Source organism: Pseudohaliea sp. (assembly GCF_040217025.1).
Lineage (GTDB): Bacteria > Pseudomonadota > Gammaproteobacteria > Pseudomonadales > Halieaceae > Pseudohaliea.
Genome location: NZ_JAVJOA010000004.1, coordinates 34877 through 60537, shown reverse-complemented (window position 1 = coordinate 60537; position 25661 = coordinate 34877). Strand labels below are relative to the sequence as shown.

Here is a 25661-nt window from a genome sequence, read left to right as displayed (position 1 = left end):
GCGGGCCACGCGTGGAGCCCGCTTACAGAGGCGCCGGCGAGCCGAGTGATCCGGGCGACATGTGGTCTCACTACTACACTCGCCTCGTCTGTATGAACCTAGGCGCGTCAGCCCGCGCTACGACCCTACATGAAGCTATATCACTTGGGGGCTGTAAGATATCTGGACATGCGAACCGATAATTCATATGCCATGCTAGGGCACTGGAGACAGGATTGCTCTGGCGTTGAATCAATGATCAACCCATTATGGTAGGCGGTAGCGCGCCCGTGTTGGATGCTAGTGGGCGCTTGCTCTTGTACCCAAAGGCAGTGCAGAAAATGTGGGGACTATAGTAACCCCGTTAGATCCACATGCGGCGGACGGCGCAACGCGTCGAGAAGGACCTCTTGGGCTGGCCGATTGTTACGAGACGTTCAAGGATATGGTGGGTAATTGGGAGGAGTGACATTTTTGAGTTTTTCAGCGCGGAGCGCGTCGCGCTGCGAGGCGCGGGGAATCGTTAGAAAGTAGGGTGGAGTCGATGAAGAGGGCACTAATCACCGGCATCACCGGCCAGGACGGGTCCTACCTGGCCGAGTTCTTACTCGACAAGGGCTACGAGGTGCATGGCATCAAGCGCCGGGCCTCACTGTTCAACACCGAGCGCATCGATCACCTCTACCAGGACCCGCACGAGGAGAATAAGCAGCTCATCCTGCACTACGGCGACCTCACCGATGCGTCCAACCTGATCCGAGTTGTGCAAGAAATGCAGCCGGACGAGATCTATAACCTCGGCGCCCAGTCGCACGTGGCTGTGAGCTTCGAGTCCCCCGAGTACACTGCGGATGTAGACGCGCTGGGTTCCCTGCGGCTGTTGGAGGCGATCCGTCTCCTGGGTCTGCAGGAGAAGACGCGCTTCTACCAGGCGTCGACGTCTGAGCTCTATGGCCTTGTGCGCGAGACGCCGCAGACTGAGACCACGCCCTTCTATCCGCGCTCGCCCTACGGAGTCGCCAAGCTCTATGCCTATTGGATCACGGTGAACTACCGCGAGTCCTACGGGATGTATGCCTGCAACGGGATCCTCTTCAACCACGAATCGCCGCGGCGGGGTGAGACCTTCGTGACGCGCAAGATCACCCGGGGGCTGGCCAATATCGCCCAGGGCCTGGAGGATTGCCTTTACATGGGCAACCTGAACGCGCTGCGGGACTGGGGGCATGCGAAGGACTATGTGCGCATGCAGTGGTTGATGCTGCAGCAGGAAAGCGCTGAGGATTACGTGATCGCGACGGGACAGCAGTATTCGATCCGGGAGTTCATTCGTTGGGTGGCGGAGGATCTTGGCTTGTCCCTCGCCTTTGAGGGCGAGGGCGTGAACGAGGTGGCCCGGGTTATGGCGGTTAAGGGAGCCTGGGCGCCGGCCGTGAGCGTCGGGGACGTGATCGTACGGGTCGACCCACGCTACTTCCGTCCGGCGGAGGTGGAGACGTTGCTTGGGGATCCTGCTAAGGCGAAGGCTCAGTTGGGCTGGGAGCCGGAGATTACTGCACGGGAGATGTGTTCGGAGATGGTGTCGGAGGATGTGAAGGCAGCTCAGCGGAATGCGTTGTTGCGGGCATATGGGCATGATGTGACGATGCCGCAGGATTTGTAGGGGCGAGGCGTGGGCCAGATGTGTGTTGAACGGGCCTTCGGCCCTGATCGCGACGAGCTGTTGCTAGTGAAGCGTGGGGTAAGCTGGTAATGCATCGGGTCTTCGTGGCTGGGCACCGGGGTATGGTGGGGGCAGCGCTTTGTCGGCAGTTGGCCGGGAGGGATGATGTTCAGCTGGTGACCGCCGGACGGGAGGAACTGGATCTCACTGACCAGCGCGCGGTTCATGCGTTTCTCGCCAACGGAGCGATCGACCAGGTGTACTTGGCGGCGGCGAAGGTCGGCGGGATTTATGCCAATAACACGTACCCGGCGGATTTCATCTACGAGAACCTGTTGATCGAAGCGAACCTCATTCATGGCGCGCACGCGGCGGGGGTTCAGAAGCTTCTTTTCCTGGGCTCATCCTGCATCTATCCACGGCTGGCGGAACAGCCCATGCGGGAGGAGGCCCTGCTCACGGGCCCCCTCGAGGCCAGCAACGAGCCCTACGCCATCGCCAAGATCGCCGGCATAAAGCTTTGTGAGAGCTACAATCGTCAGCATGGGCGGGATTACCGCTCGGTTATGCCTACCAACCTTTACGGCCCCGGCGACAACTTCCACCCCGATAACAGCCATGTGATCCCGGCCATGCTGCGGCGCTTTAGTGAGGCAGCCCGACGGGGCGATCAAGAGGTGATGGTGTGGGGAACCGGCACGCCCAGGCGTGAGTTTCTGCACGTGGACGACATGGCCGCGGCTTCCATCTTCGTTATGGAGCTGGCTCAGGCGGTTTACGCTGCTAACACCCGGCCCCGTCTAAGTCATATCAACGTTGGCACGGGGCGAGACTGTACCATCGCTGAGCTGGCCCGGACGGTCGCCGTAGTGGTTGGCTTTGAGGGGGGTCTAACTTTCGATACCAGTAAACCTGATGGGGCACCACGCAAGCTGCTGGATGTGTCGCGCTTACGGACTTTGGGGTGGGCCCCAAGCATCAGCTTGGAGGAAGGTTTGGCAAATACCTATCAATGGTTCCTGGAGTTTCGGGCGGAAGCCCGCCTGTAAATTTGCAAGGGTTGTCGTGCCGTAAGCTTACCTTTAGTTGGGCTCTGCTGGTCTTCCGCGCTTGATTCGTTGGTCTATTTTGTAATTTGGCTTTCTCTCTGCCTTTGCCGAAATGTCCTACGTCTCGTTCATTGCTACTGGGGCTTCGATAGGCTCCGGCTGAGTGTTCTGACATCAACCTCTCTGGTTTGTGTGTACTGGAAGGCGATCACCAGCCAACAGATAAGGGCGGGCACGAAGTAGAGCATGGATCGGGTGAGGCCCTGGTGGCCGGCGGCTGCCTCCGGTGCAGCGAGTCCATGGTAGAGAGCCGAGTAGAGTAGTCCCAGTACAAGGGCCAACGGCGTCGAATGAAAGCACGCGCGCCGATAGTCTCCCCGCAGAAGGGTCCAGAGGTACGCGCCAATCGCGATAGGAAACAAAAGGTGCCAGCTGGGGAAAAGGAACAGACTTTCAAACAGGTAATGTCCAATGCTGTCATAGGCATCGATTTTTACAAGCATAAAGCCAGTGATGCCCAGTTGTTCGCTATCCATCAGCAGCAGGTGCTCGCCGAAGAGAGGTAGGCTCACTTGTAGCCCCGACTGAGGGAGCAGGAGACAGAGGGCCGAAGCGGCGGCAGCTATGGTAGGGATGACCGAGGCGGCCCAGGCCTTGGACCGACATAAGCAGGAATGCACCAGGCAGGCGAGGAGGATCAGCGCGCAGCCGAAGCCGGCCTGCTTGATGCTGGCACTTAAGCCCGCGTAGAAAACTACGAGCAATGCTCCTGCCACAGTCGGCCTTTCGGCGAAAGCAGCACAACTTGACAGACCCAGTAACATGGCCAGCGTCAGCCAGAGGTCCGCATAGCCCGCCAGCATACTGTGGATATCAAAGAAGGGCAGGCTAATCAGTAGGTAACAGCCCAGCAGGGCCGGTAGCAATGGAGCGCCTGCCGGGCGCAGCCAGCCGTAGACGCCGAGGGTGATCGACAGGCTCGCCCCGAGCCAGGGCAAGGCCGTAAAGGTGGCCTGTGGCGTGCCGGCCCCAAGCATGGCCCAGTAATGAACTAAGTTGGTGAAAAGCCCGTGGCTGCCCTTGATCGTCTTGAGTCCAGCTTCCAGCGTCCCGGTTTCGAAAAACTGCAGTGTTCGAGGCACCCAGGACGCCCACGCATCCCAGGCGAAGACGGGCCGAATGAGCGCCTCGACGGCGATGGTGTAATAGCGCCATGCGATAAGGCCGAGAAGCAGCATGGCGCTCAGCACGCGGAGCCAACCCCCTTCCTGCAACTGATGCAACGGCCGCCTTGCTTCAGTGGCGTACCTTGAGAGCAGTTGGTTCTTCGACAGTCGGGGTGGCAGAAGCCACAACAGCAGCCCGCCGAAGAGCAGGACGGCACTGATCGCGATGAAGTTGATCGACCAGTTCGCAAAGTTGCACAGGCGAAGCAAGATCGTGCACAAGAAGGTTCCTATCAGGTAGCCGTGTGCCAGGCGGAGGGCAGGGTTGAGGTTCGCTGTTACTGGTAAACGTGACGCCAATAGGAAGCCCAGCACCCACGGGGCAATAACAGCAAAGCAGACGCCGGCGATCATCACGGCAGCAGGCCCCGGGGCCTGCCTCTTTGGTCCGTCAAAGCTCTTCTGCGCCTGCTAATCATCTTCGAGTCGCACCTTGAACAGAACCGCGGCCTCATTGGCGTAGACATTCTCTTCGATCCCGCTGGGCTCTACGTTAGCAAGCGAGAAGACGTCCACCTTGTTTGCCTTTATCTGCGGCGGGGTGATCACTACAAAGTATTCACTGCTTCGAATGGCTTTTTTCAGCAGATCGCTATTCATTGGGCGGAGGTAGTCGCTGCCTCCTGGCGGATAGCTGAAGTGTGAGATATCGGCGTAGTGACTCGGAAGCAGGTGATAGCGTATGCGGAATCCGTATCGCTTCGGAGTCTGCGGCACGGCCAGCAAGGGGATGCTGTCCTTGTTTCCCGGAAGGTATGTTTCACTGATTTTCCTTGCGAATGCAAAGTAGTCGCCGTCCCAGTCCGCCAGCAGCTTTTCTTCATGTTCTAGGCCAGCGAAGAGCAAGCGAGTTTCTGCGCCTTGTCGTGTAAGGTGGTGCTGCCATAGGGCATCCAGAGCGAGCCAACCGACCCCGATGACGGCGAGTGACACCCAGCGCATGTTGTGAGAAAACCCTGCGTAGCCCTTCATTCGGCCAAGTAGCAAACACGCAATCGCAGAAATGCCCAGACCTACGATCGTCGCAGCGCCTATCAACAGCACAGGGCTTACGAGCATGCCGGGCGTCTGCCCCCGATAGGCATGGATCGTGTTCTGCTGCCATGGTAGGAAGTTCGTCCACTCCTGCCATACCACCCGCCGCGCCGCAGCCGCGCTATACGGCTCCAGCGCGACCGCCTCGAGGGTGAAGGCTGTCTCGCGGAGATCGCCGAAGACGCCGATACCGAGCTCAGTGATCGTGCCCCGCCAGTCCGGGTGCTTGGACAGGTTGGCCCAGTTCGCGCCCTGCCCTGCGTACTGCAGCGGTGTGCTGAACAGTTCGTCCGGTCGCTCCGCCACGCGCCAGAACAGGTGGGTCATGTAGCCCGGATGGAGGCCGGTGGCCCGCCAGCGGAGGAAGGGGAAGTGGTTTGCCGGCTCGCGCAGTTTCGCGACGAGCACCGCCTCGCCGTCCCGCAGGCTCGTGATGCGGCTGGCGTTGCCCGCGTAGCCGCCCTCACCGTAGACGACGGGTCGGAAGCGGTTGCCCGCGACTTCTACAGGGGCGACCGCAGCAGACCCCAAAAAGGGAGCCAGGGCCGGGTTCAGCAGCGGCAGTGCGCGAGGTAGCAGGAGCGCTGCGAGCGCTGTGCTGGCGAGCAGTGAAAGAAGTGCGATGGTGAGCGTCGCGGCAAACGCGGGGCCGCGCGGCAGGGCTGTGCTTTCCACGGGCCCCCGCGTACCCTCGGCTCCGGTCTCTGAATGCATCTCCGCCCCGGATCCGGCCATAGCCAGCCTCTCAGCGACCGCCGGTCGCCTGGCATACCTCTCGCGCTGCCGGCCACGCCTCCAGCGCCGCCGCCCACCCTTCGGCAAACCCGCGAAACTCCGCCACCAGCCCCTCCTCCGTCGCCCCCTCCGGCACGCCCCGGATCTCCATGGGACTGTGCCGGCGCTGCAGCGAACTGCCAAGCTCCTCCACGGCGCGCGACAGGTAGCCCTGCCAGTTCATGGACGGCAGCTCCTGCGCCCGGCTGAGCTGGGCCCGGGCCAGGGCGAGGGTCTCGGCCTCGCTCTTTGCCTGTTCGCGCCGGTAGTCGAGGAGCAGGTCGGCGTCGGAGCGGGCGGCCAGGCGCCGCGCGTCGTCGGCGATGTGCTGCAGGCGGCCGGCGGGGTTGCTTGCATCCTCGTAGTCTATGCGGCTGGTCAGGTAGCGCGAGAACAGCCCGATGCCGCCGGCGTTCGCGATCGGATCGCGGATGCTGTGCCGGCGCTCATCCAGCGGCAGGTGGGGCACGGCCCAGGGGCATTCCACCAGCGCGCCGCGGTGGTACATGGCCTCGAGCATGGTCCCGAACAGCAGGTCCTCGCCGCGGAAGGCCGGGAAGTAGGGCGGCAGGAAGTGGCTGTTGTCGAGGCCGGTCATCTGCGACATGAAGGCCATCTTGTGCAGCGTGGGCTGCGCGCAGCCGAGCCAGCTGCTGCGGCTCTCCAGCGCGGCGGCCATGCCCTGGGGGGCATTGACCAGCCGCTCGATGGAGTCCTCGCCGAGGTGCACTGCCCAGTGAACGCTGCCGGTGCCGGGGTCGCCCCAGGAGCCGCACTGCGTCACCAGGATCGGGGCCGTCGGGTCCAGCACGTTGAGCATGGCGGCATTGCAGTCGCCGAACTGGGCCTCCTCCAGCGCCGCGCCGTTGAGACTGGTCAGCGCCGACCCCAGCGACTGGCCGAGGCAGCGGGCATGGCCGGTTAGCGGGTCCTCCGGGGCGGGCCGGCGGGCCGCCATCAGCGACTCCCGGTCCGGGTAGAAGGCCGCCTTGCGCTCGCCGCTGAAGCTGACCCGGTCATCGCCGGGGATGGGCGGCAGCACGGCCTCGCAGAGGATATCGTCGTCCATGACGATGGCCCGGCAGCCCATGGAGAGCAGCAGGCACAGCGTGCGGCTGCGGCCGTAGGTCTTCCTGCCCTCCCAGCGCGCGGGGTCGATGAGGAAGCGGATGCCCGCCTCGTGCTCCGGCAGTGCGCTGACCAGCTGTTCCAGCAGCGTCGCCTGTTCCCCAGCGCCAAAGTAGCGCATGTCCTTGGCGCTGCGTAGGTTGAAGCGCTCTACCGCGTCGCGGTTGGCGGCCCGGTTGGCGGGGTCGCGGGAGTCATCGACCAGGGTCAGGGCATCGTGGCGGGCCAGCGTTCCGATGCGCAGCAGCGATTCGAGCAGCCGCTCGACGGCGTCCGGCCGGTCGCAGGTGATGACGAAGACCCGGGTTGGCGCCAGCTGCCGCTCATCGGCAGCCCCGAGCCGCTCGCGGATCGTGCCGGCGGCCAGCAGCAGGCCGGCATCGCGGACCTGTTCGAGCGCCTGCATCGCCAGCGCCCGGTTGCCCTTGAGCTCCGGCCGGGTGCGCGCGAGCTGGTCGGCGTGGGCGTCGAGGGAACGGAAGGTGGTGCAGGTCTTCAGTGCATCGACCACCTGCGGCGAGATCAGCTGCTGCTTGCCATTGTCCCGATTGATCACTAGCGTCACGGCATGGTCTACCGGGACCAGTTCGCAGTTGGCGAAAGCGTAGAGCGCGGGCGCGCCGGCGCTTGCGGGCCCGGTGGTGCTGTAGGAATAGGAGATGCCGCTGTCGTTGCTCATCCGTGGGCCTGGCGCCGGTGCGTGTGAAGCTGAGAGTGTAGGGAGGGCGCCCATGGGTGTAAACCGCGCCCCGGTGGCTCGGGTATGTTCCTCGACAAGCTGGTAATTGCGCTGCTGGCACCGCTCGGCAGCGCCCTCGCGCTGGGGGGCGCGGCCCTGCTGCTCGCGGTCCTGGGCCGGCGCGGCCTCGCCTGGCTGGCGGGGCTCGCCGCCTTCGCCTGGCTGCTTACCTGGTCGCTACCGCCCGCGAGTTTCGCCCTGCGCGGTATGCTCGAAGAGGCCTACCCCTACATTGCGCCGCTTGATGCGCCGCGGGCGCCGGTCGCCGTGGTGCTCGGCGGCGGCATCGATCCGCCGGGAAGGCTTCATGGTCCGGCCAACCTCAATGCGCAGGCCGATCGTGTCCTCTACGCGGCCGAGCTCTACCACGCCGGCCGGGTCGGGCGCCTGCTCCTCAGCGGCGGTGCCAATCCCGTGATCAGCGCCCGCAGCGAGGCCGCCGTCACCCGGGAGCTGTTGCTGGCGCTCGGTGTACCGGCAGAGGCCATCCTGGTCGAGGAGGAGAGCCGCAATACGCGCGAGAACGCGGCCTTCAGCGCACGCCTGCTCCGCGCTCGCGGTATCGAGCGAATCCTGCTGGTCACCTCCGCCCTGCACATGCGCCGCGCCGTGGCCCGCTTCGAGGCGCAGGGGCTCGAGGTGATCCCGGCAGCGACCGACCACGAGGCCCGGGACCGTTTCACCGCCGTGGACTGGTTGCCGGACGCGGAGGCGCTGGACGGCGCGGGCCGCGCCTTCAAGGAGATCGTCGGCTACCGTGTGGGCCGATGATTCGGTGCGCGGATGTGATGGATCGCCGTGCTTGCCCCCACCCGGGCTGCGGGCACAGACTGTGTTGAGGTCCCCGGGTTGCCTTGCCGCAGGAGTCGGCTACCATGACGACAATGGCCTTTGACACGCTGCGCTACGCCCGCCGCCTGCGGGAAGCCGGCGTGCCGGAGCCGCAGGCAAACGTGCAGGCAGAACTCATGGCCGAGGCATTCGGTTTCTACGCCGACAACCTGTTGACGAAGGACTACTTCCACGAGGTGCTCGACGCGCGTTTTGCGGAGCAGGAAGCCCGGTTCGACGCCAAGCTCGTGGAGCAGGAATCGCGTTATGACGCCCGTTTCGCCCGCCAGGACCGAATCCTGGTGCTGCATACCTGGATGCTGGGCCTGATCATCCTCGTCCTGGTGGTGCCGCAGCTGCAGGCCTGGCTAGCCTAGCCCGGGCTCGCCAGGTCCACTGCCAGCCTGACGGCCGCCCGCAAACTCCCCGCATCCGCTTTTCCCGTCCCGGCCAGGTCCAGCGCCGTGCCGTGGTCCACACTCGTGCGCACGATCGGCAGGCCGAGGGTGGCGTTCACCGCCTCGCCGAAACCCGCGTGCTTGAGCACCGGCAGGCCCTGGTCGTGGTACATGGCGAGCACCGCATCCACGCCGGCCAGCGCGCGGGGCGTGAAGGCGGTGTCAGCGGGAAGGGGGCCGGTGAGATCGAGGCCCTCGGCGCGCAGTGCTTCCAGTACCGGGACTATGACGTCAATCTCCTCACGCCCCAGGTGACCGCCCTCGCCGGCATGGGGGTTGAGGCCGAGCACCGCGATCCGCGGCGCGTCGATGGCGAAGCGCTCGCGCAGGTCGCCATGGAGAATCTGCAGCGTGCCCGCCAGCAGCTCCCGGCTGATGGCCCCGGGCACGGCCGCGAGCGACAGGTGCGTGGTGGCCAGGGCGACGCGCAGCGAGCCCGCCACCAGCAGCATGACCACCCGCTCCACGCCGCAGCGCGCGGCGAGGTACTCGGTGTGGCCGCTGAAGGCGAAACCGGCATCGGCGATGACGCTTTTCTGCACCGGCCCGGTCACCATGGCGGCGAAGCGGCCGTCGCGGCAGCCATCCACGGCGGTGTCGAGGGTGGCGAGGACCGCCGCGGCGTTGGCGGGGTCCAGGCGTCCGGGATCCGCCGGGCGGGCAAGCGGCGTGTGCAGGACCGGCAGGCGGCCCGGCGCGTGAGGGGTCGGCGCCGCAGAAGGGTCGAAGTCGTCGAGGGCGATCGCGCCCAGCCCCGGGACCACGGCGGCGCGGACCGCGAGCATGTCCCGGTCGGCGATGGCCACCAGCTGCACCGGCCAGGGCTCCGCGGCGATCGCCAGCAGCAGCTCCGGGCCGATGCCCGCCGGTTCCCCGGCGGTGATAGCCAGCCGCGGCACGCTCATGCCGTGCCGCCGCGTTTACTTGATGTCGACAAAGGCCTCATCGCGGATCTTGCGCAGCCAGGCGTCCAGTTCCTCGTCGTACTTGCGCTGGTGCAGGAACTCCGTGGCGCGGGCGACCTGCACCTCCTTCGTCATGTCCTTCTCGCGCCGGTCCAGCACCTCGATGATGTGCCAGCCGAATTCCGTGCGCACCGGGTCCGAGATCTCGCCGATGGGTGTGGAGGCCATCGTGTTCTCGAAGGCCGGCACCATCTGGCCCGGGTTGCTCCAGCCCAGGTCGCCGCCCTCGGCGGCGGTGCCGATGTCCTCGGAGTACTCGCGGGCCAGGGCGCCGAACTCCTCGCCGGCCTGGATCCTCGCCTTCAGCTCCGCGGCGAGCTCGCGGGCCTCGTCGTCGGTGAGGATCTCCGAGGGCTTGATGAGAATGTGCCGGGCGTGGGTCTGGGCCACGGTCTGGCCGCCGGCGCCGCGCGCATCGGCGAGATAAACGAGGTGGAAGCCGCTCGGGGAGCGGAACACGTCGGCGAGCTCGCCCGGGGACAGCCCGGGGGCGACATCCTGGAACAGCGACGGCAGGTCATCGAGCTTGCGCCAGCCGAGGTCGCCGCCGGTCATGGGCACCCGCTCGCTCGCCTCGCTGATAACGGTCTGGAAGCCTTCTCCGCCCTGGATGCGGCGTGCCAGGGCCTCGGCCTGTTCCCGGGCCGCCGAGGCTTCCGCGTCGGGCGCGTCTTCGGACACGGGGATCAGGGCGTGGACGATACGGTACTCGGGCTGGATCAGCTTCTGGCCCTCTTCCGTGGCCATGAAGTTCTTCACTTCCTGCTCGGAGAGCTCGATGAGCTGGTTCACGTTGCCCATCTGGACCCGCTGGATGACCATCTCCTGGCGGATCTTTTCCCGCATGGCGCGGTAGGACTGTCCCTGCTGCTCCAGCGCTACGCGGAACTGGTCCAGGGAGAGGCCGTTCTGCGCGGCCACGCGCTGCATGGCCGCGTCGAGCTGCGCATCCGGGATGCGCACGCCGAAGCGCTCGCCCATCTGCAGCTGGATGCTGTCGAGGATGAGCCGGTCCAGGGTCTCGCTGATCAGCACGTCCTCCGGCGGCACGTCCATGCCGCGGGCCTCGAGGTTGTTGGTCACGGTCGCCAGGCGCTCGCGCAGCTCGCTGGCCATGATCACGTCGTCGTCGACGATGGCCACCACCTGGTCGAGCATTTCCGTTTCCGCGCCGGCCGGTGTCGAGAAAGGCGCCGAGAAAACGGCTGCCAGCAGGCCGGCGCTTGCGAGGGTGCTTGCGAAGGCCCGGGTCGCGGCCAAAGCGCGCAGGGTGTTGCTGATTGCTGTCACGGTCGGAACCCCCGGATCATGTCGGTCATCAGTTGCTCCACCTCCGTCCCCAGGCCGCCGAGGCCCTTGAGCACGAATTGCACCTGGACGGCCCGCTCGCGGTCCAGGTTGGGCGAATCGAAATCGGGGACGATGCCACGCGCGGTGTCGAAATAGCGCAGGTGCAACAGGCGGATTTTCCAGCAGCAGTTATCGTACTCGATGCCCAGCATGTCTTCCACGCTCTCGTCGGCCTCGAGACTGTAGTTCCACGCGCCGAAGACGCGCCAGTTGCGGCTCACGGGGTAGTAGGCGGAGACGTGCGCCTGGTCCGTGGTCGGCTGCGTGCCCACCAGGTTGATGGGTCGCCGGTAGGTGTAGCCGACGTTGAACAGCGCGCCGTCCTCGCGCTCGTAGCTGCTGAACAGGTTGCCGGCGTTTACCTTTTCCGTCGACGGGTCGTACTGCACCGTCGCCCGCAGGTTTAGACGCTGCGTGGGATAGAAGTTCAGTTCCCCGGCAATTTCCGATTCCGTGCGGTCCAGCTCCGGCGCGGTGGGTGTAAGGCGCACCTTGCGGTTCTCGAAGTAGACGATCTGGCCGAGGCTGGCGTTGAGAAGCTCCGTGCCGGTCTCGCGGCTCAGGAAGCGGGTGGTCACGCCGATGGCGAGCTGGTTGGCGTCGTCGAGGCGGTCCCGGCCCGAGAAGCGCGTGTCCCGGAACAGCTGGTTGTAGTTGAAGGTGAGCTCGGCGCTGTCGAAATCCGGCTGGTCGCGCTGGTCCTCGTAGCTCGAGTAGAGGTAGTAGAGCCGGGGCTCGAGGGTCTGCACGAGTTCCCGGTCGGCGAAGTTGAAGGCTCGCTCGAAGTAGAGCCCGCCGTCGACGCTGGCGAGGGCCGACCCGGCGCTGGGGTCGTCCCGGTCCGGCAGCAGCGGGTCGTCGAGGCGGTAGTCGAGGTAGCGGTACTTGGCGGTGCTGCGCAGAAAACCGTACTCCCACAGCATCGGGTAGCTGACCCCCGCTTCCGTATACAGGCGCTGGCCGGTGACCCGCTCCTCGTCGCTGTCGAAGTGGCTGTACTGGGCGAGGAACACGGGCTCTAGGCGGAAGGGCTCGCGCTCACCGCGGCGCTGCACGGTGAGCTGCGGCAGCTTCTTGTAGTCCTCGCGGATGTCGTCGGCCAGGCTCTGGAACTGCTGCAGCTCCATGTTCACCAGCCAGTCGTCGCCGAGGTAGTCCAGCGAGGCCAGCTGCAGCAGGTTGACCTCGCGACGGGTCTCGAGGTTGGAGGTCTCGAGGTCGCGGATGTAGGCCACGTCGCTGACCCGCGTGTAGTCGATGCGCGAGCGCCAGCGCTCGCCGTAGAGGCCGTTGTGCAGCACCTGGGCGAGCCAGCGGTTGGCATTGTCGTCCGCCGGGAAGTCTTCCTCGTACTGCTCGTCGCCGGGGAGGAAGGCGCCGCCCACCAGCCACTGGCCGCGCGCCGGGTCGAGGTAACGCGCCTGCACCTCGTGGTTCAGGCCCCGCTCCTGGATGTAGCGGGGGACGTAGAGCAGGTCGTAGTTGGGCGCCGCGTTCCAGTAGAACGGCGCGCTCACGTCGATGCCGCCGCGGCTGTCGTTGCCCACGGTGGGAAAGAGAAAGCCCGTGCGCCGCCGGTCATCCAGGGGGAAGCTCAGCCAGGGGGTCCAGAAGAAGGGCACGCCGGCGGCGGAGAGGGTGGCGCCGCGGGCCACGCCCACGCCCTTGTCGAGGTCCAGGGTCATCTGCCGGCTGCGCAGGTACCAGTCGCGGTCGCCGGGGGCGCAGTAGGTCAGCGCGCCGTCCTCCACGCGGATCAGCGCCTCGGCGTCCCGCGACAGGAGCCTGGCCTCGCCGCGCATGTGCTTCTCGTGGAGCACGAAGACGCCGTCCTCGAGCTGGGCCTCGCCGGTGCGCGAGTAGAACTCCCCGCGGCTGCCGCGCAGCAGCAGGCCGGGCTCGCGAAGCACGATGTTGCCCTCGACGTTGCCGGTCTCGCTGATCCGGTCGTAGTCGGCCCGGTCGCTGGCGAGGTCCCGGTAGCCCTGGGTGACCTCCACACCGCCCTCGAGGCGCAGCTGGCTGCCGCGGAGCTCGGTGCGCGCCGCGGTGGCCTCGATGTCGGCCTGCTCCGGGTCCTTGCCCCCGGCGAGGTCCGCCTTGGGGTCGATGTAGCGCCCGCGGCAGAGCTGGCAGCTGCGGTCCCGGAGCGCCGGCGGCACGTCCTCGATGGGGACCCAGTCCAGCCCGGCGCCGGGCTCGACGACCTCGACCTCGAGGCGCTCTTCCGCGCAGTCACCGCTGGCCGCGCAGCGCTCCCCGTTGCTATCCTGCGCTCGCCCCGGCAGCGCCTGCGCGAGCAGCAGTGCGGCAACCGCCGCGCGCAGGAGCGTGTGCTTCGCTGGGGCCGGGATCATGGGGTGTCGGGTATGGGCCTTTGAGCGATGGAAGAAGACGGGGGACGTGCCTGCGGGGGATGATAAAGCATCCCCCGCTGCTTGTCCGTTCCCGCCGTGGGGTCTTTGCCCGGGTACAGCGCCCGTGAGCAGTGCCCCGGCGGACCTGCTGCCCTGGTGCCTGGCGCAGCTACCCGGGGCGGCCGGGGCGGCGCTCGCGCCGCTCGCGGGGGATGCCAGCTTCCGCCGCTATTTCCGGCTGCGCTGGGACGGCGGCACCGCCGTCGCCTGCGTGGCGCCCCCGGCGACCGAGAAGAACGCCGAGTTCATCGCCGTGCGCGCGCAGTTCGCCGCCGCCGGCGTGCGCGTGCCCGGGCTCCTCGGGGCCGACCTGGAGCGAGGCTATCTGCTCCTCGAGGACCTCGGCGATGCGCTGCTCCTGCCCGCGCTCGACCGCGACAGCGTCGACGGCTGGTACCGCCAGGCCATGGTCCCGCTCCTCGCCCTGGCCACGGCGCCCTGTGACGGCCTGCCGCCCTACGACGACGCGGCGCTCCGGGCCGAGCTGGACCTCTTTCCGCACTGGTTCTGCGAGCAGCTCCTGGGGCTCTCGCTGGATGCGGATGCGGCCCGCCGCTTCGACGACCTCTGCGCCCGCCTCCTTGCCAGTGCCGCGGCCCAGCCCCGGGTGCCCGTGCACCGCGACTACCACAGCCGCAACCTGCTCATCACCGGCGGGGGCCTCGCCACCATCGACTTCCAGGATGCCCTCTGCGGCCCGGTGACCTACGACCTCGTGTCCCTGCTCCGGGACTGCTACTGCCGCTGGCCCGACGACGACGTCCAGCGCTGGGCGCGGGCGTTTCACGGCGAGCTGGCCGCCCGCGGCCTCGCCGGCCTGCCGGATGCCGGCGGCTTCCTGGTCGCCTTCGACCTCATGGGCCTGCAGCGGCACCTGAAGGTGCTCGGTATCTTTGCCCGGCTCTGGCTGCGCGACGGCAAGGACGGCTATCTCGGCGACCTGCCCCGGGTCTACGGCTACGTGCGCGACGTGCTCGCGGCACTCCCCGGGGAGCCCGCGCTCGCCGCCTTTGCGGCCTGGCTCGACGCCGTGGTCGCGCCCCGGCTGCCGGCGCAGCCCTGGTGGCGCGCACCGTGAGGGCGATGGTTCTCGCCGCCGGGCGCGGCGAGCGCATGCGCCCGCTCACCCTCGAGACGCCCAAGCCCCTGCTCGCCGTAGGCGGCAAAGCGCTGCTCGAGCATCACCTCGAGCGCCTCGCGGCCGGCGGGGTGGGGGAGGTCGTGATCAACGTCTCCTGGCTCGGCGGGCAGATCGAGGCTTTCTGCGGCGACGGCAGCGCCTGGGGCCTGTCGATCCGCTATTCCCGGGAGCCTGCGCCGCTGGAGACCGCCGGGGGCATCGTGCAGGCGCTGCCGCTCCTGGGCGACGCGCCGTTCCTGGTGGTGAACGGCGACGTGTTCATGGACTACGACGTGCCGGCGCTGGCCGCCCGGGCCGCGGCCCTCGTCCCCGCCGGTGCCCACCTGCTCCTGGCCGACAACCCGCCCCACCACCCGGGCGGCGACTTCGCCCTGCGCGACGGGCGGGTCGTCGAGCCCGCAGCCGGCGAGGGCACGCTGACCTTCACCGGTACCGCGCTCTACCACCCGGCCTTCTTCGCGGGCCTGGCACCGGGGGCCCGGCCCCTGCGCCCGCTCTTCGAGGCGGCCATGGCGGCGGGGCGCCTCAGCGGCGAGCTTCACCGCGGGCGCTGGGTCGACGTGGGCACCCCGGAACGGCTGGCGGCGCTGGATGCGGCGCTCCGCGGGCAGTAGATCAGGTGTCAGCGCGGGCCCAGCATGGCGCCCAGCTCATCGGGGGTGACGATGCCGGGGAATTCACCGCGCAGGGCCAGGAGGTCCTTGTCGCCCGTCACCAGCGCATCGGCGTTGGCGGCGGCTGCCAGCACCAGGAAGACTTCATCGGCGGCGTCCCGGCAGGGCGGCAGCGGAGGCCTTCGGCGGGGTAGTCGCACCGCGTCAGCACAGGGCAGGAACTCCGCGAGCAGGACCTGTTGTTCCCCCCGGGAGAGCCCGAACTTCGGGTAGCCGAGCACGCGCAGGAGTTCCGTCGTCGTCTCGCGGCAGACCAGGGGGCGGATGGTGCCACGCTGCCAGCCGTGGCGGAGCCAGGCAAGGCGTCCCGAGGTGAACAGGAGCGCCGACAACACCACGTTGGTGTCCAGCACCACCCGTTTCGGGGTGGCGGTGCTGCCGCCTCTCACCGGCCCCGTGCCCAGTTCACAGCGTCATCGACATCTTTCTCGCTGATCCCCAGTTCCTCGAGCTTGTCGCGAACATACTGCGCGCCCTGGGGACGTACCGGCGTGAGGACGATACGGCCCTGTTCAACGGTGACCTCGAAGTACTCGGTCTGATCGATGCTGGAGACGACGGCTTTGGGCAGCGTGATCTGGTTCTTGGCGGTGAGCTTGGCAAGCATTCTGCGAATTCCTTCTTTAGTAAAGTAAGGAAATCTTACATTCATCACCAGGCGGGCGCATCAGCCCTTTTCGGTCGCCGACGGCGCATGCCCCGGGCAGCCTGCTGCGAAGGGTGTGCCCGGGGGCGCAAAACGCTAGAATCCGCGTCCAGACCCGCTGGAGAGCCCCATGCCCGATTACCTGATCGCGCCGTCCATCCTGTCGGCGGATTTCGCCCGCCTCGGGGAGGAGGTGGACAACGTGCTCGCCGCCGGCGCGGACGTGGTGCACTTCGACGTCATGGACAACCACTACGTGCCCAATCTCACCATCGGGCCCATGGTGTGCAGGGCGCTCAGGGACCACGGGGTCACCGCGCCCATCGACGTGCACCTGATGGTCAGCCCGGTGGACCGGCTCGTCGGCGACTTCGCCGAGGCCGGAGCCAGCTGGATCACCTTCCACCCGGACGCCGTCACCCACGTCGACCGCACGCTGCAGCTGATCCGCGACGCCGGCTGCAAGGCCGGGCTCGTGTTCAACCCGCACCTCGGCCTGGATGCCCTCGACTACGTGATGGACAAGGTGGACGTGGTGCTGCTCATGTCGGTGAACCCGGGCTTCGGCGGCCAGTCCTTCATCCCGGCGACCCTCGACAAGCTGCGCGAGGCGCGCCGGCGCATCGACGCCTCGGGCCGCGACATCCGCCTCGAGATCGATGGCGGCGTGGGCCCGAAGAACATCGGCGAGATCGCCGCGGCCGGCGCCGACACCTTCGTCGCCGGCTCGGCGATCTTCAACCAGCCCGATTACGCCGCGGTGATCGGCGACATGCGCGCGGCGCTCGCCGCCCCGGCCTGATGACCCCGGCGGCTTTTCGGGCACTGGCGGCCGAGGGCTACAACCGCATCCCGGTGAGCCTGGAGGTGCTGGCGGACCAGGAAACGCCGGTGAGCACCTACCGCAAGCTCGCCGACGGCCCCTACTCCTACCTGTTCGAATCCGTGCAGGGCGGCGAGAAGTGGGGCCGCTACTCGATCATCGGCCTGCCCTGCCGCACCCTGGTGAAAGTCTTCGGCCGGCGCGTGGAGACCTGGGAGGCCGGTGAGCTGGCCGCCAGCGAGACGGTGGCGGACCCGCTGGCCTGGGTCGAGGCCTTCCAGGCGCGCTTCCGGGCCGCTCCGGCCGACGATCTGCCGGTCTTCCACGGCGGCCTGGTCGGTTACTTCGGCTACGACACGGTGCGCTATGTCGAGGAGCGGCTGGCGGAGAGCTGCCCGCCGGAAGGGCTGGGGACGCCGGACATCCTGCTCATGGTTTCCGACGAGGTGCTGGTCTTCGACAACCTCGCCGGCACGCTCAAGCTGATCGTCAACGTCGACCCGGCCGCGGACGGCGCCCTGGCCGCCGGCGAGGCGCGGCTGGCGGCCCTGGCCCGGCAGCTGCGCGAGCCCATCGCCCCGCTGCCCGAGGTGGATCTGGCCGCCCGCGGCTCGACCACGCTCGAGGAAAGCGCCCGCACGAGCATGGATCAGGCGACCTACGAGGCCGCGGTGGAGCGTGTGCGCGAGTACGTGCTCGCCGGCGACGTCATGCAGGTGGTGCCGGCGCGGCGTATCAGCGTGCCCTTCGCGGCGCCGCCGCTGAACCTGTACCGGGCGCTGCGCAACCTGAACCCGTCGCCCTATCTCTACTTCCTCGACCTCGAGGATTTCCAGATCGTCGGCTCCTCGCCGGAAATCCTCGCCCGCCTCGAGGACGGCATGGTCACCGTGCGCCCGATCGCCGGCACCCGCCACCGCGGCCGGGATGACGCCGAGGACGCGGCGCTCGCCGAGGAGCTGCTCGCGGACCCGAAGGAGATCGCCGAGCACCTCATGCTCATCGACCTCGGCCGCAACGACGTCGGCCGCATCGCCGAAACCGGCAGCGTCGAGCTCACCGACAGGATGGTCATCGAGCGCTACTCGCACGTGATGCACATCGTCTCCAACGTGACCGGCCGCCTCGCCGGGAGGCTGAGCGCGGTGGACGTGCTGCGCGCGACGCTGCCCGCGGGCACGCTGAGCGGCGCGCCGAAGATCCGCGCCATGGAGATCATCGACGAGCTCGAGCCGGTCAAGCGCGGTGTCTACGGCGGCGCCGTGGGCTATCTCTCCTGGGGCGGCGACATGGACACGGCCATCGCTATCCGCACCGCCGTGATCAAGGACGGTGAGCTGCATGTGCAGGCCGGGGCCGGGATCGTGGCCGACTCCGTGCCCGCTCTCGAGTGGCAGGAGACGGTGAACAAGGCCCGCGCCGTGCTCCGTGCCGCGGCCATGGCCGGTAGTGGCGCCGGTAACGAGGCCGGCAGCGGGGCCCGGGGCGGGGAGGGCTCGCCGTGATCCTGATGATCGACAACTACGACTCCTTCACCTTCAACGTGGTGCAGTACCTCGGCGAGCTCGGGGCCGAGGTGGTCGTGCGCCGCAACGACGAGATCGACGTCGCCGGCGTGGAGGCACTGGCCCCGGAGCGCATCGTGCTCTCCCCGGGCCCCTGCACGCCGAACGAGGCCGGCATTTCCATGGCGCTGGTAGAGGCTTTCGCCGGCCGCGTGCCGCTCCTCGGCATCTGCCTCGGCCACCAGTGCATCGGCCAGGTCTTCGGCGGCGACGTGGTACGGGCGCGGCAGGTCATGCACGGCAAGACCTCGCCGATCCACCACCGCGGCGAGGGTGTCTTCCGCAACCTGCCGTCGCCGTACACGGCGACCCGCTACCACAGTCTGGTGGTCGCCCGGGAAAGCCTGCCGGACTGCCTCGAGCTTACGGCCTGGACGGAGACAGAGGACGGCGCCGTGGACGAGATCATGGGTCTGCGGCACCGGGAGCTGGCGGTGGAGGGTGTGCAGTTCCACCCCGAATCCATCCTCACGGAGCACGGCCACGCCCTGCTCGACAACTTTCTGCGCGGCAGCTATCCGGGCGACAGGGCGCTGCGCGATACCGGGAGCGACGCGTCATGAGCCTCAAGGATGCACTGGCGGTGCTCGCCGAGGGGGGTGACCTGGACGGGCACGCCATGGCCGAAGTCATGCGCACGGTGATGACCGGCGGGGCCACGGACGCGCAGATCGGCGCGCTGCTGCTCGGCCTGCGCGCCAAGGGCGAGACCATCGAGGAGATCGCCGCGGCGGCGCGGGTGATGCGCGAACTGGCCACGCCGGTGACCGTGCCCGGCAACTTCGACCTCGTGGACCTGGTCGGCACCGGGGGCGACGGCGCCAACCTGTTCAATGTCTCCACCGCCGCGACCTTCGTCGCCGCGGCGGGCGGCGCCCGCGTGGCGAAGCACGGCAACCGCTCGGTCTCCAGCACCAGCGGCAGCTCCGACGTGCTGGAAACGCTTGGCGTACCGCTCGACCTCAGCCCCGGGCAGATCGCCCGCGCCATCGCCGAGGTCGGTGTCGGCTTCATGTTCGCGCCGGCGCACCACAGCGCCATGCGCCACGCCATCGGTCCGCGGCGCGAGCTTGGCATGCGCACCCTGTTCAATGTGCTGGGCCCGCTGACCAACCCGGCGGGCGTGCGCCGGCAGGTGCTCGGGGTGTTCGACGGTGCGCTCTGCGAACCGCTGGCGAAGGCTCTCGGTGAGCTCGGCAGCGAGCACGCGCTGGTCGTGCACGGCGAGGACGGCCTCGACGAGTTCTCCCTCGCCGCGCCGACGCGGGTGGCGGAGCTCCGCGATGGCGCGGTGCGCTGCTACGCGGTGACGCCGGAGGAACTCGGCATCGAGCGCCGGCCTGTCGACGGCCTCACGGTGGACAGCGCCGAGGCTTCCGCCCGGCTGATCCGCGCGGCGCTCGCCGGTGACAATGATGACGCGGCGGCGCTGATCGCCCTCAACGCCGGCGCCACGCTGCACGTGGCCGGTGTCGCGGGCTCCCTCGCCGACGGCGTGCGCCTGGCCGAGGACCTCATCGCCACCGGCCAGGCGGCGGAGAAGCTGAAGGCCTTCATCGACTTCACCCGGCTCATGGCCGAGGAGGGCGCGTGAGCGACGACGGTCTGCCCACGGTGCTGAAGCGCATCCTTGCACGCAAGGCCGAGGAGCTGGCCGAGCGCCGCGCCCGGCGCCCGCTGGCGGCGCTGCAGGAAGACGCCCGAGCGCAACCGCCGGCCCGGGGCTTTGCCGCCGCGGTCGCAGGCGCGGCCGCGGGTCCGGGCAGCGCGGTCATCGCCGAGGTGAAGAAGGCCTCGCCGAGCAAGGGCGTTATCCGCGAGCACTTCGACCCGGCGGCCATCGCCGCCAGCTACGAAGCGGGCGGCGCCACCTGCCTGTCGGTGCTCACGGACGTGGATTTCTTCCAGGGCGCCGACGCCTACCTGCAGGCTGCCCGTGCCGCCTGCGCGCTGCCGGTGCTGCGCAAGGATTTCACGATCGACCCTTACCAGGTGGTCGAGGCCCGGGCGCTCGGCGCCGACGCCGTGCTGCTTATCGTCGCGGCGCTCGGCGACGCGCAGCTGGCGGAGCTCGCGGCCTGCGCCGCCGAGGTGGGCTGTGATGTGCTGGTGGAGGTACACGACCGGGGGGAGCTCGAGCGCGCGCTGGCGGTGCCCTCGCCGCTCCTCGGCATCAACAACCGCAACCTGCACGATTTCTCCTGCACCCTCGCTACCACCTTCGACCTGCTGCCGCTCGTCCCCGGGGACCGCACGGTCATCACCGAGAGCGCCATCCACGGCCCCGAGGACGTCGCGCGCATGCGCGCCGGCGGTGTGAATGCCTTCCTGGTAGGAGAGGCGTTCATGCGCGCCGAGGAACCCGGCGAGAAGCTGCGCGAACTGTTTGCCTGAGCCGTCCGCGGCCTCAGCGCGTGCCGAACACCACGATGGTCTTGCCGGAGACGGAGATCAGCCCGCTTTCGGCCAGGGTCTTGAGCACGCGCCCGGCCATCTCCCGGGAGCAGCCGGCGATCTTGCCGAGCTCCTGGCGGGTGATGCGGATCTGCATGCCGTCCGGGTGGGTCATGGCGTCCGGCTGGTGGGCGAGGTCCAGCAGCGTGTGCGCGATGCGGCCGGAGACGTCCACGAAGGCGAGGTCGCGCAGCTTGAGGGTGGTCCGGCGCAGCCGGCTGGCCAGCTGCTGGGCGATACCGAAGAGGATCTCCGGGTAGTTGTCGCGGATCTGCCGGTAGCGGTCGTAGCTGATCTCGGCCACGGTGCAGGCCGTGCGCGCCTCCACAAAGGCGCTGCGCTCCGGGTCGTCCTGCTCGAAGAGCCCCATCTCGCCGAAGAATTCCCCCGGGTTCAGGTAGCTCACGACCATCTTGTGGCCCTCGTCCTCCTCGTCCTGCACGATCACGGAGACAGAGCCGTCGAGGATCAGGAACAGGCTGCGGCTGGCCTCGCCGGCGGCGAGGATCACCGTCTTTGCCGGGTACTGCTTCTGCTCGAAGTAGCGGAGAAAGTTCTCGACGCTAGGGAGACTTTGCTTGACCTGCGGCCTGACCACAGTTGCCCCTTGTTGTTCTGATCCCGACGCAAGAATACTGCATCGCGGGCGCGGTTAAAATGCGGTTATGCTTCGCGCCTCGAGAAACCGGCAGGCGGAAAGGAACGGATTGTATGGAAGCAACAGTGAAGTGGCTCGACGGCGCCCTGTTCGTGGGCGAGTCGGGCAGCGGCCACGCGGTGGTCATGGACGGCCCGGAAGACCTCGGCGGCCGCAACCACGGCCCGCGCCCGATGGAGATGCTCCTCCTCGGTACCGGCGGCTGCTCGATCTACGACGTGCTGTCGATGCTGAAAAAGTCGCGCCAGGCGGTCTCCGACTGCCGGGTGGAGATCAGCGCCGAGCGCGCCGATGCCGTGCCGGCGGTGTTCACGCAGATCACGCTGCACTTCGTGGTGACCGGCCGCGGCCTGAAGGAAAGCCACGTGCGCCGGGCGGTGGAACTGTCAGCGGAGAAGTACTGCTCCGCCTCGATCATGCTCGGTGCCGCGGGCGTGGCGATCAGCCACAGCTTCGAGATCGTCGAGGAGGATGCCGCCGCCTGAGCGGTGCTCAGACCCAGTAGCTGCTCCGGGTCATGGCTTTCGAGACGGCGGTCATGGCCTGCTTCACGGGCCGGGGGAACTCCGTGCCGCCGGCATCCAGGGCGTTCTGCCCGTGCCGCTCCTCGTCCTCGAGCATCTGCTGCAGGATGAGCCGCGACTTGCGGTCGTCCTCCGGCAGCTCCTTGAGGTGGTCCTTCAGGTGGCGGCAGACGCGCTCTTCCGTCGCGGCCACGAAGCCCAGGCTGACCTTGTCGCCGATGGCGCCGGCGACGGCGCCGAGGGCGAAGGAGAGGCCGTACCAGGCCGGGTTGAGGACGCTGGGGTGGCTGTCTAGCTCGCGCAGCCGCTCGGCGCACCAGACCAGGTGGTCCACTTCCTCGGCGGCCGCCTCCTGCATCTCCTCGCGCACCGTGGGCAGGCGCGCGGTCAGCGCCTGGCCCTGGTAGAGGGCCTGGGCGCAGACCTCACCGGTGTGGTTTACGCGCATCAGCCCCGCCACGTGCCTGCGCTCGGTCTCGGTCAGCGGGGTCTCGCTGTGCCCGGCGGCGGGCGATTCACGGCCCGCGGTGTTGCCGCGGTTGGCGAGGGTGCGCATGACCGTATCCGTCTCGCTGATGAGGCGGTCGATGAGGCTCAGCCGGCGCTGACGCCGGGGGCTGGAAGGGGTGCCGGGGGTAGCGGAAGAGGTGCTGGACATGGCGCTCGGCAGGGTCACGATGTGCTTCAACTATAGCGCTCGACAGCGCGCCAGCCAATGTCGCTGCGGCGGGTGAGGCCGTCGAAGCGGATGTGCTCCGCGGCGGCATAGGCCGCCTCCTTCGCTGCCTTCACGTCATCGCCGAGGGCGGTGACGCAGAGCACCCGCCCGCCGGCCGTGACCAGCTGGCCGCCTTCCTCGGCGGTACCGGCGTGGAAGATCTTCACCGCGTCGCCGAAGGCCTCGTCGGCGCCGCTGATCACCGCGCCCTTGTCGTAGCTCCCCGGGTAGCCGCCGGCGGCGAGGACCACGCCGAGGGCCGGCCGCGGGTCCCAGTCCGCGCTGGCGCCGGCGAGGTCGCCGTCAAGGGCCCGCTCGCAGAGCTCGACGAGGTCCGAGCGCAGGCGCAGCAGGATGGGCTGCGTCTCCGGGTCGCCGAAGCGGCAGTTGAACTCGATGACCTTCGGGTCGCCGGCGGGGGTGATCATGAGGCCGGCGTAGAGGAAGCCGGTGTAAGGTCGGCCGTCCTCGGCCATGCCGCGTACCGTGGGCATGATGATCTCGTCCATGATGCGCTGGTGCAGGGCCTCGTCCACCACCGGCGCGGGCGAGTAGGCGCCCATGCCGCCGGTGTTCGGCCCCGTGTCGCCGTCGCCGATGCGCTTGTGGTCCTGGCTCGTCGCCATGGGCAAGGCGCTGCGGCCGTCGGCGATGACGATAAAGCTCGCCTCCTCGCGGTCGAGGCACTCCTCGATGACCACCCGCGCGCCGGCGCCGCCGAAACGATTGCCCTCGAGCATGTCGCGCACCGCGGCCTCGGCCTCCTCGAGGGTCCCGGCAACCACCACGCCCTTCCCCGCGGCGAGGCCGTCGGCCTTGACGACGATGGGCGCGCCCTGCTCGCGCAGGTAGGCCAGCGCCGGCTCCAGCTCGCTGAAGGTGGCGTAGGCTGCGGTGGGGATGCCGTGGCGGGCAAGGAAATCCTTGCTGAAGGCCTTGGAGCCCTCGAGCTGGGCTGCCGCCTCGCTCGGGCCGAAACAGCGCAGGCCGCGGTCCTGGAACTCGTCGACGATGCCGGCGACCAGCGGCGCCTCCGGACCGACGATGGTCAGCTCTACGCCGCCGAGGCCTGAGGCGAAGTCCGCCAGGCTGTAGAAGTCCATGGGGTCCATGGCGAGGTTGGTCACGCCCGGCTCCCGGGCCGTGCCCGCGTTGCCCGGGCAGACAAAGACCGTGTCGACCTGCGGCGACTGGGCCGCTTTCCAGGCGAGGGCGTGTTCGCGCCCGCCGCTGCCGATGATGAGTACGTTCACAGCTGTTCTCCTCAGTGGCGGAAGTGGCGCATGCCGGTGAAGACCATGGCCATGCCGGCCTCGTCGGCCGCGGCGATGACCTCGTCGTCACGGATGGAGCCGCCGGGCTGGATCACCGCGGCGATGCCCACGGCCGCGGCGTTGTCGATGCCGTCGCGGAAGGGGAAGAAGGCGTCGGAGGCCATCACCGAGCCGGTCACCGGCAGCCCCGCGTGCTCGGCCTTGATGGCGGCGATGCGCGCGGAGTTGACCCGGCTCATCTGCCCGGCGCCGATGCCCACGGTCTGTCCGCCGCCGGCGTAGACGATGGCGTTGGACTTGACGAACTTGGCCACGCGCCAGGCGAACAGCAGGTCCTTCAGCTGTTCTTCGCTCGGCGCGACCTTCGTCACCACCTTGATGTCGGCGGCGCCCACGGCGCCAAGGTCCCGGTCCTGCACCAGCAGGCCGCCGGTGACCCGCTTGTAGTCCATGGCCGGCACCGGCGCCTGCCACTCGCCGCAGGCCAGCAGGCGCACGTTCTTCTTGCCGGCGATGGCGGCCGCGGCACCGTCGCTCACTGATGGGGCGATGATGACCTCGACGAACTGCCGTTCGACGATGGCCTTCGCCGTAGCCTCGTCGAGCTCCCGGTTCACGGCGATGATGCCGCCGAAAGCGGATTCCGGGTCCGTGGCGAAGGCGCGCTCGTAGGCGGCCAGCAGGTCGCCGGCCACGGCGACGCCACAGGGGTTGGCGTGCTTCACGATCACGCAGGCGGGTTCGCTGAAGCTCTTTACGCACTCCAGGGCCGCGTCGGTGTCGGCCACGTTGTTGTAGGAGAGTGCCTTGCCCTGCAGCTGCCGCGCGGTGGCAACGCCGGCCTCGGCCGGGTTGTGCTCTCGGTAGAAGGCGGCGCGCTGGTGCGGGTTCTCGCCGGAGCGCATGGCCTCCACCTGGCTGAAGCTCAGGTTCAGGGTCCGCGGGAAGCCCTCGCTGCCACCCGGCACGCGCTGGCCGAAGTAGTTGGCGATGGCGCCGTCGTAGGCGGCGGTGTGCTCGTAGGCGCGGATGGCGAGGTCGAAGCGGGTCTCGAGGGTGGTTGCACCGTCGTTGGCCCGCAGCTCCTCGAGCACGCGGTCGTAATCCTGCGCATTGACCACGATGGCCACGTCGCGTTGGTTCTTGGCGGCGGCGCGGACCATGGTCGGCCCGCCGATGTCGATGTTCTCCACCGCGTCCTCGAGGGTGCAGCCGGGCCGGGCGACCGTGGCCTCGAAGGGATAGAGATTGACCACCACCATGTCGATGGGGGCGATACCGTGCTCCGCCATCACGGCGTCGTCGGTGCCGCGCCGGCCGAGGATGCCGCCGTGGATCACCGGGTGCAGCGTTTTCACCCGCCCGTCCATCATCTCCGGGAAGCCCGTGTGCTCCGCCACTTCCGTGACCGGGAGCCCCTCGCCGGTGAGGAGCCGGTAGGTGCCGCCGGTGGAGAGCAGGGCGACACCGAGATCGGCGAGGCCGCGGGCGAAGGCGACGATGCCGGTCTTGTCGGAAACGCTGATCAGCGCCCGCCGGACGCGCACCGGGTGGCTTTCTGTCATGGTTG

The 25661-nt window shown here is 68.3% G+C and carries 24 protein-coding genes; 12 read left to right on the top strand and 12 right to left on the bottom strand.

What is annotated here, in order from left to right; translation table 11 throughout:
- Positions 1 to 523: 523 nt before the first annotated feature.
- Positions 524 to 1642 (top strand): GDP-mannose 4,6-dehydratase, encoded by a 1119-nt coding sequence (gene gmd, locus RKE50_RS01240; RefSeq protein WP_350033723.1) that lies wholly within the window; start codon positions 524 to 526, stop codon positions 1640 to 1642.
- Between the two features lie 89 nt (positions 1643 to 1731).
- Entirely contained in the window at positions 1732 to 2691 is a 960-nt protein-coding gene (gene fcl / locus RKE50_RS01235) for a GDP-L-fucose synthase (RefSeq protein WP_350033721.1), read from the top strand.
- Positions 2692 to 2825: 134 nt separating this feature from the next.
- Here the strand turns inward: fcl and RKE50_RS01230 are convergent, their stop codons facing one another.
- The 3 genes from RKE50_RS01230 to RKE50_RS01220 all read right to left on the bottom strand — a co-directional run bounded on the left by RKE50_RS01230 (position 2826) and on the right by RKE50_RS01220 (position 7533).
- Positions 2826 to 4274 (bottom strand): hypothetical protein, encoded by a 1449-nt coding sequence (locus RKE50_RS01230; RefSeq protein WP_350033719.1) that lies wholly within the window; start codon positions 4272 to 4274, stop codon positions 2826 to 2828.
- Positions 4275 to 4328: 54 nt separating this feature from the next.
- The gene (locus RKE50_RS01225; RefSeq protein ID WP_350033718.1) at positions 4329 to 5627 is read right to left on the bottom strand and encodes a hypothetical protein; all 1299 of its coding nucleotides are present in this window, start codon (positions 5625 to 5627) and stop codon (positions 4329 to 4331) included.
- A 70-nt stretch (positions 5628 to 5697) separates the two neighbouring features.
- Positions 5698 to 7533, bottom strand: coding sequence for a hypothetical protein (locus tag RKE50_RS01220; protein ID WP_350033717.1), 1836 nt, complete (start codon positions 7531 to 7533; stop codon positions 5698 to 5700).
- An 84-nt stretch (positions 7534 to 7617) separates the two neighbouring features.
- Between RKE50_RS01220 and RKE50_RS01215 the strand changes: the two genes are divergently transcribed.
- Together RKE50_RS01215 and RKE50_RS01210 are read left to right on the top strand one after the other, a co-directional pair.
- Positions 7618 to 8364 carry a YdcF family protein gene (locus tag RKE50_RS01215; RefSeq protein ID WP_350033715.1) on the top strand — a complete coding sequence of 249 codons (747 nt, stop codon included), beginning with the start codon at positions 7618 to 7620 and terminating at the stop codon, positions 8362 to 8364.
- Between the two features lie 104 nt (positions 8365 to 8468).
- The gene (locus RKE50_RS01210) at positions 8469 to 8801 is read left to right on the top strand and encodes a hypothetical protein (protein ID WP_350033713.1); all 333 of its coding nucleotides are present in this window, start codon (positions 8469 to 8471) and stop codon (positions 8799 to 8801) included.
- Here the strand turns inward: RKE50_RS01210 and pdxA are convergent.
- From pdxA to RKE50_RS01195, 3 genes are read right to left on the bottom strand one after another with little or no spacing between them, the layout of a single operon-like run.
- On the bottom strand, positions 8798 to 9787 hold the full coding sequence (pdxA, locus tag RKE50_RS01205) for a 4-hydroxythreonine-4-phosphate dehydrogenase PdxA (protein ID WP_350033712.1): 990 nt from the start codon (positions 9785 to 9787) through the stop codon (positions 8798 to 8800). The genes RKE50_RS01210 and pdxA overlap by 4 nt on opposite strands.
- A 15-nt stretch (positions 9788 to 9802) precedes the next feature.
- Positions 9803 to 11137 (bottom strand): peptidylprolyl isomerase, encoded by a 1335-nt coding sequence (locus RKE50_RS01200; protein ID WP_350033710.1) that lies wholly within the window; start codon positions 11135 to 11137, stop codon positions 9803 to 9805.
- Positions 11134 to 13554 carry an LPS-assembly protein LptD gene (locus RKE50_RS01195; RefSeq protein WP_350033709.1) on the bottom strand — a complete coding sequence of 807 codons (2421 nt, stop codon included), beginning with the start codon at positions 13552 to 13554 and terminating at the stop codon, positions 11134 to 11136. Before RKE50_RS01195 ends, RKE50_RS01200 begins: the two co-directional genes overlap by 4 nt.
- A gap of 124 nt (positions 13555 to 13678) precedes the next feature.
- Here RKE50_RS01195 and RKE50_RS01190 point away from each other — a divergent pair, with 124 nt between their 5' ends.
- Together RKE50_RS01190 and murU are read left to right on the top strand one after the other, a co-directional pair.
- Positions 13679 to 14692 (top strand): aminoglycoside phosphotransferase family protein, encoded by a 1014-nt coding sequence (locus RKE50_RS01190; RefSeq protein WP_350033708.1) that lies wholly within the window; start codon positions 13679 to 13681, stop codon positions 14690 to 14692.
- A 5-nt stretch (positions 14693 to 14697) separates the two neighbouring features.
- The gene (gene murU / locus RKE50_RS01185; protein WP_502937863.1) at positions 14698 to 15369 is read left to right on the top strand and encodes an N-acetylmuramate alpha-1-phosphate uridylyltransferase MurU; all 672 of its coding nucleotides are present in this window, start codon (positions 14698 to 14700) and stop codon (positions 15367 to 15369) included.
- 8 nt (positions 15370 to 15377) lie between these two features.
- Here murU and RKE50_RS01180 read toward each other — a convergent pair whose 3' ends face one another.
- A complete protein-coding gene (locus tag RKE50_RS01180; RefSeq protein ID WP_350033705.1) occupies positions 15378 to 15818 on the bottom strand; it encodes a putative toxin-antitoxin system toxin component, PIN family in 441 nt (146 codons plus the stop codon).
- Positions 15815 to 16036 (bottom strand): AbrB/MazE/SpoVT family DNA-binding domain-containing protein, encoded by a 222-nt coding sequence (locus RKE50_RS01175; RefSeq protein ID WP_350033703.1) that lies wholly within the window; start codon positions 16034 to 16036, stop codon positions 15815 to 15817. The genes RKE50_RS01180 and RKE50_RS01175 overlap by 4 nt, the downstream gene beginning before the upstream one ends.
- A gap of 169 nt (positions 16037 to 16205) precedes the next feature.
- Here RKE50_RS01175 and rpe point away from each other — a divergent pair, with 169 nt between their 5' ends.
- The 5 genes from rpe to trpC are packed head-to-tail and all read left to right on the top strand — an operon-like array spanning position 16206 to position 20857.
- Positions 16206 to 16877, top strand: a complete 672-nt coding sequence (rpe, locus tag RKE50_RS01170) for a ribulose-phosphate 3-epimerase (protein WP_350033702.1) — start codon at positions 16206 to 16208, stop codon at positions 16875 to 16877.
- The gene (gene trpE, locus RKE50_RS01165; RefSeq protein ID WP_350033700.1) at positions 16877 to 18403 is read left to right on the top strand and encodes an anthranilate synthase component I; all 1527 of its coding nucleotides are present in this window, start codon (positions 16877 to 16879) and stop codon (positions 18401 to 18403) included. The genes rpe and trpE overlap by 1 nt, the downstream gene beginning before the upstream one ends.
- The gene (locus RKE50_RS01160; protein ID WP_350033699.1) at positions 18400 to 19026 is read left to right on the top strand and encodes an anthranilate synthase component II; all 627 of its coding nucleotides are present in this window, start codon (positions 18400 to 18402) and stop codon (positions 19024 to 19026) included. Before trpE ends, RKE50_RS01160 begins: the two co-directional genes overlap by 4 nt.
- On the top strand, positions 19023 to 20057 hold the full coding sequence (gene trpD, locus RKE50_RS01155) for an anthranilate phosphoribosyltransferase (protein WP_350033697.1): 1035 nt from the start codon (positions 19023 to 19025) through the stop codon (positions 20055 to 20057). The genes RKE50_RS01160 and trpD overlap by 4 nt, the downstream gene beginning before the upstream one ends.
- A complete protein-coding gene (gene trpC / locus RKE50_RS01150) occupies positions 20054 to 20857 on the top strand; it encodes an indole-3-glycerol phosphate synthase TrpC (protein WP_350033695.1) in 804 nt (267 codons plus the stop codon). Before trpD ends, trpC begins: the two co-directional genes overlap by 4 nt.
- 13 nt (positions 20858 to 20870) lie before the next feature.
- Here the strand turns inward: trpC and crp are convergent, their stop codons facing one another.
- Positions 20871 to 21515, bottom strand: coding sequence for a cAMP-activated global transcriptional regulator CRP (gene crp / locus RKE50_RS01145; protein ID WP_350033693.1), 645 nt, complete (start codon positions 21513 to 21515; stop codon positions 20871 to 20873).
- 113 nt (positions 21516 to 21628) lie between these two features.
- On the opposite strand from crp, the gene RKE50_RS01140 reads away from it, so the two are divergent.
- Positions 21629 to 22060, top strand: coding sequence for an OsmC family protein (locus RKE50_RS01140; protein WP_350033692.1), 432 nt, complete (start codon positions 21629 to 21631; stop codon positions 22058 to 22060).
- A gap of 7 nt (positions 22061 to 22067) precedes the next feature.
- On the opposite strand, the gene coq7 is transcribed toward RKE50_RS01140, so the two are convergent.
- From coq7 to purH, 3 genes are read right to left on the bottom strand one after another with little or no spacing between them, the layout of a single operon-like run.
- Positions 22068 to 22757, bottom strand: a complete 690-nt coding sequence (gene coq7 / locus RKE50_RS01135; RefSeq protein ID WP_350034390.1) for a 2-polyprenyl-3-methyl-6-methoxy-1,4-benzoquinone monooxygenase — start codon at positions 22755 to 22757, stop codon at positions 22068 to 22070.
- A gap of 26 nt (positions 22758 to 22783) precedes the next feature.
- Positions 22784 to 24070, bottom strand: coding sequence for a phosphoribosylamine--glycine ligase (gene purD, locus RKE50_RS01130; protein ID WP_350033690.1), 1287 nt, complete (start codon positions 24068 to 24070; stop codon positions 22784 to 22786).
- A gap of 11 nt (positions 24071 to 24081) precedes the next feature.
- The gene (gene purH, locus RKE50_RS01125) at positions 24082 to 25656 is read right to left on the bottom strand and encodes a bifunctional phosphoribosylaminoimidazolecarboxamide formyltransferase/IMP cyclohydrolase (RefSeq protein WP_350033689.1); all 1575 of its coding nucleotides are present in this window, start codon (positions 25654 to 25656) and stop codon (positions 24082 to 24084) included.
- Positions 25657 to 25661 lie beyond the last annotated feature (5 nt).